Source organism: Chitinophaga sp. (assembly GCF_036569125.1).
In the GTDB taxonomy this organism is placed as follows: Bacteria; Bacteroidota; Bacteroidia; order Chitinophagales; family Chitinophagaceae; genus Chitinophaga.
In genome coordinates this window covers 1-4,963 of the sequence record NZ_DATCRF010000530.1, presented here as the reverse complement: position 1 = coordinate 4,963, position 4,963 = coordinate 1, and the positions used below count along the sequence as shown (strand labels likewise).

The window sequence follows — 4,963 nt, the reverse complement described above, 5'->3', positions numbered from 1 at the left end:
CCTTTGCTGTGTGCAGGCATCACCACCTATTCCCCCCTGCGCAAATGGGGGGTAGGCAAGGGGCACAAGCTGGCCGTGGTAGGCCTGGGAGGCCTGGGCCATATGGCAGTGAAATTTGGGCTGGCATTTGGTGCAGAGGTTACAGTGCTCAGCACCTCGGCCGGTAAAAGGGAAGCGGCAAAAGCCCTGGGCGCCCACCATTTTGTGGTTACTAAAAATGAGGAGGAGCTGAAGGCAGCGCAGCGCTCTTTCACGCATATCATTGATACGGTGGCTGCCGATCATGATATTAATCCCTACCTGGCTTTGCTGAAAACCAATGGCGTGTATATGAATGTAGGGATGCCGGTGCAGCCATGGCAGCTATCGTCCTTTACACTGGTCACCGGTAATAAGGTTGTAGCCGGCTCCGGCGCAGGCGGCCTGCCCGAAACACAGGAAATGCTGGACTTCTGCGCTGAAAACAATATTGTGTCTGATATTGAGCTTATAGATATTAAAGACATTCAAACAGCTTATGAAAGAATGTTGAAAGGCGATGTTCGTTACCGCTTTGTAATAGATATGGCCACGTTAAAATAATTGCGCTAATTTTAATAACATGAAAAAGGAAAATAAACAGGTGGCCATCCTCAATTCCATCAGTGAGCTGCACCGCGGTCTGGGACTTCCGGGGCCGGAGCATCCGCTGGTGAGCATTGTACAGTTTAGTGATCTCAGTACGGATGCTATTGACTATAGCACCGGATTTATTTTTAGTTTTTACATGGTGGCCATTAAGAAAGACTTTAATGGTAAAATGCGTTATGGCCAGCAGTATTATGATTTTGATGAAGGGGTTATGACCTTCATTGCACCGGGCCAGCTGTGTTATGAGGAGGTGCCTTCGGACCGGCCCCGTGCCGGCTGCATGATCCTGTTCCATCCTGATTTTATACGCAATTATGCGTTGGGCAAAAACATAAAGAGCTTTGAATTTTTCAATTACGCCGTTAATGAGGCGCTGTACCTTTCTCAGAAAGAAGAAGCGGTTATTGAAGGCATCTTTGACAGCATACAGCAGGAATACCGTTTGAACATTGATAAGTTCAGCCAGGATGTAATGGTATCCCATATAGAGCTGCTGTTAACTTACTGTAACCGTTTTTACAACCGGCAGTTCATTACCCGTAAAAATGCCGGCAGCAGCCTGCTGGAGAAAATGGAGCAGCTGCTGAATGCGCACTTTAATAACCCCAATGGGCAGGGCCTGCCAACCGTAAAAAGCCTGGCTGCGCAGCTCAATGTATCACCGGGTTATTTAAGTGATATGCTGCGGCAGCTCACCGGCCAAAACACCCAGCAGCATATTCACGGTAAGCTCATCGAAAAAGCAAAGGAAATGCTTAGCACCGGTAACAGCACCGTTGCGGAAGTGGCGTACCAGCTTGGCTTTGAGCATCCGCAATCGTTCAATAAGCTGTTTAAGCAAAAAACAAACGTATCCCCGGTTGAGTTCCGGCAATCATTTAATTAATATAACCCCCACGCCCTGAATCAGTTCCGCAAAATAAGCCTCCACAGCCGCTTCCCTTTTTGTAAAGAGATCTTGTTATAGGATATATGTCGTATTGTAAAGCATCCGGATTAGGTATATTTTTATAATATGAAAACCATAAATTAGTACGAAATAGGATTTGTTGCTCTCATAAATCATGTCCTGTACTTTTTGAAAACCTAAACTTTCATTTAAAATAGCCAATGTGAAAAACCGGCATTAGCCAAAGTGTATGGATCCCGGGCAACTACTAGGACAGTAGCATGCTGCGCAGGGCATTTACATGTATCTTAATGAACCACGTCATCTATTAACGGCTCCGCATTTCATCAATGGGGAAGACCGGCAATAGGGTAATGTATAATGCCCATCGGGGATCTGCCGCTTCCTTTATTACTGCACATCCGGGATTAGTGATTATTCATCAACGCTCCGCCGTTGGCGCCGGAAGTTTATTGCACTGTACGATCATCAAAGCTTCTTCTTTATACATCTCAGAACCGTAACATTCACAAAAAACAATGTCATCATGCAAAAAATTAAACTACTCTTTCTCTTTGCCCTCCTTACTTTATCAGGAGCAACCTTTGCACAGGTATCCTGCTACAACATAGTAGGGTATTATCCATCCTGGGTAGCCGGTGGTAATTATTACATTAACTCACCGTCAAAGGTTGATTACAGCAAGTACACACACATTTGTTATGCATTTGCCATTCCCGGTAACGATGGTAATATTGGCGGTGTGGACGGCGCTTCCACCCTGCGTGACCTGGTAACCCGCGGCCATGCAGCCAATGTGAAAATACTGTTGTCAATCGGCGGCTGGTTAACTTCTTCACCCGGCAATACGCCTTTTGAAACCATCTCCACTAACGCAACCGCCATCAACAACATGGTAAATGCCTGCGCCAACCTGGTTACGCAGTACAACCTGGATGGTATTGACCTGGACTGGGAATATCCCACTACAAAGGCAAGGTGGAACGCTTTGGCTGTCCCTTTAGGCAATCGTTTGCATAGCATGGGTAAGCTGTTCACTGCAGCCGTATCAGAAAGCGCCAGTAACAATGGTAACAACTATGATAACGTAACCATGTTAGACCTGGTGAATATTATGTGCTACGGTGGCGACGCGCTGGCCAGCAGTGCCATGGCTTACTGGACCTCACGCGGCGTACCGCAGAACAAAAGAATGCTGGGCGTGCCTTTTTACAGTGCAGATAATAACAGCGCTGAGCATATCCGCAAAGCCAACCTGGCTAAAACAACTGCAGCTGGTATCATGATCTGGGATATTGCCTCAGAGTATGGCGATATCAATGCTATTTACAGCACCCTGGGTAATGTATGCCAGGGTGGCGGCAACAATCCTGTGCCACAGAACCTGGCCAGCGGCAAACCTGCCACTGCTTCCACTACAGAGGCCAATACCACCACCAGCGTAGCAGCATCCAACGTTACAGATGGCAGCTACGGCACCCGCTGGTCTTCTACTTTTGCCGATTCACAATGGGTATCTGTGGATCTGGGCGCTGTGTATGATATTAACCGCGTGAAGATCACCTGGGAGGCTGCTTATGCCAGCGCTTACCGTATTGAAGTATCAACGAACGGCAGCACCTGGGACCGCGTTAGATCCGTTACCGGCAATACTTCCCTGGTGAATGACAACACCGGCTTAACTGCCAGCGGCCGTTATGTAAGGATCTTTGGCGTAACAAGGGCTACCACTTACGGCATTTCTATTTATGAGCTGGAAGTATATGGTGCAACCGCTGTTGCACAAACGCCTTATGGCGGTACCAAATGGGCCATTCCCGGTAAAATAGAAGCAGAGAATTATGATAATGGCGGCGAAGGCGTGGCTTATCATGACCTAACACCCACCAACCAGGGCGGCCAGTACCGCACTACGGAAGCGGTAGATGTTGAAACCTGCACAGAAGGTGGTTATGACCTGGGTTATGTACAGGCAGGCGAATGGTTTGAATATACAGTGAATGTAGCTACAGCAGGCACGTATACCCTGCAGGCACGGGTTGCTACTAATGCTGCCGGCAAATCATTCCACGTTGAGCTGGATGGGCAAACCATTGGCGCCATTGCCATACCCAACACCGGCGACTGGCAAACCTGGTCAACCGTTAGCGTAACCACACCTGCTTTAACCGCTGGTACCAGGGTATTACGCATTGTGGTGGATAATGCTGAATTTAACCTTAACTGGATCAGCTTCACAACAACCACTGATAACATTGCGCTCAACAAAACCATTACTGCATCTTCTGTAGAAGAAGCCGGTTTTGAAGCCTATAAAGCTTTTGATGGCGATGCTGCTACCACCCGCTGGTCATCTGGCTATACGGATAATGAATGGATAGCCGTTGATCTGGGTAGTGTACAATCTGTTTCAAGAGTGGTGCTGAAATGGGAGAATGCATATGCCACTGCTTACCGCATTGAAACCTCTGCCGATAATGTAACCTGGGCTGCCCAGAAAACAGTAACCGCCGGCGTTGGTGGTACGGAAGATCTTAGCTTCCCCGCTGTTAACGCACGTTATGTAAGAATGCAGGGTGTGCAAAGAGCTACGCCCTACGGTTATTCTATCTGGGAGTTTGAGGTGTATACCGCCGCACCGGCACTGGCCGCAGCCAGGAAAACAGCTGCCCTGCCTAACACGGTAACAGATGGTACACAGGATAAATCCCAATTTACTTTAGGCGTTTCTCCTAACCCGGCAACCAACATCCTTACCGTACAGTATAAAGGTGCTGCTGCACAATCCTTATTAAAGGTTTACAGCCTCACCGGCCGTGAAGTATACCAGTCAAGGCTTGGCGGCAATGCTAACCAGCTGCAGATTGATATTTCCAAATGGCCTAAAGGCATTTATATTATTTCATTAGGCAACACCAGTAAGAAAGTGGTGGTAGAATAAGCTGTCTTATTCTATTGAAGTTAACGGGCCGTCTCAATTTTGAGGCGGCCTTTTTTTGGGCAAGACTGGTCCTTAAAACAAAAGAAATAGGCCTTTAAAACAAAACCTCCAAATGCTGCCCGGGCTACCTTTGTTGCAGTAAAAATAAATACTACAATTATGGAACAGGTAATTACTGCAGGCAACTACAACGGAGCCCTGCAAAAACCAATAGGCTCAGGGTTTACAGCCACTTCAACTTCAACAGATGTAATGAAAGGTATAGACCTTAGCGGCAAAACAGCCATTGTAACCGGCGGTTATGCCGGCATAGGACTTGAAACAGTAAGCAAGCTGGCAGCAGCCGGCGCTAAGGTAATAGTGCCTGCGCGCGACCGTAACAAGGCGGCAAAGAACCTGGCCGGCATAGCGCAGGTGAGCATTGAAGTAATGGACCTTATGGATCCGGTTACGATCGATGCCTTTGCAGATCAGTTCCTGGC

4 protein-coding genes are annotated in these 4,963 nt (G+C 47.7%); all 4 read left to right on the top strand.

What is annotated here, in order from left to right:
* The coding region (locus tag VIM87_RS19955; protein ID WP_331998705.1) for an NAD(P)-dependent alcohol dehydrogenase at positions 1 to 582 on the top strand (582 nt) is incomplete at its 5' end.
* A 19-nt stretch (positions 583 to 601) separates the two neighbouring features.
* On the top strand, positions 602 to 1,516 hold the full coding sequence (locus VIM87_RS19950) for an AraC family transcriptional regulator (protein ID WP_331998704.1): 915 nt from the start codon (positions 602 to 604) through the stop codon (positions 1,514 to 1,516).
* A 550-nt stretch (positions 1,517 to 2,066) separates the two neighbouring features.
* Positions 2,067 to 4,481, top strand: coding sequence for a discoidin domain-containing protein (locus tag VIM87_RS19945; RefSeq protein WP_331998703.1), 2,415 nt, complete (start codon positions 2,067 to 2,069; stop codon positions 4,479 to 4,481).
* Positions 4,482 to 4,640: 159 nt separating this feature from the next.
* Positions 4,641 to 4,963, top strand: a 323-nt coding sequence (locus VIM87_RS19940; protein WP_331998702.1) for an SDR family NAD(P)-dependent oxidoreductase, incomplete at its 3' end; no start/stop codon positions are given.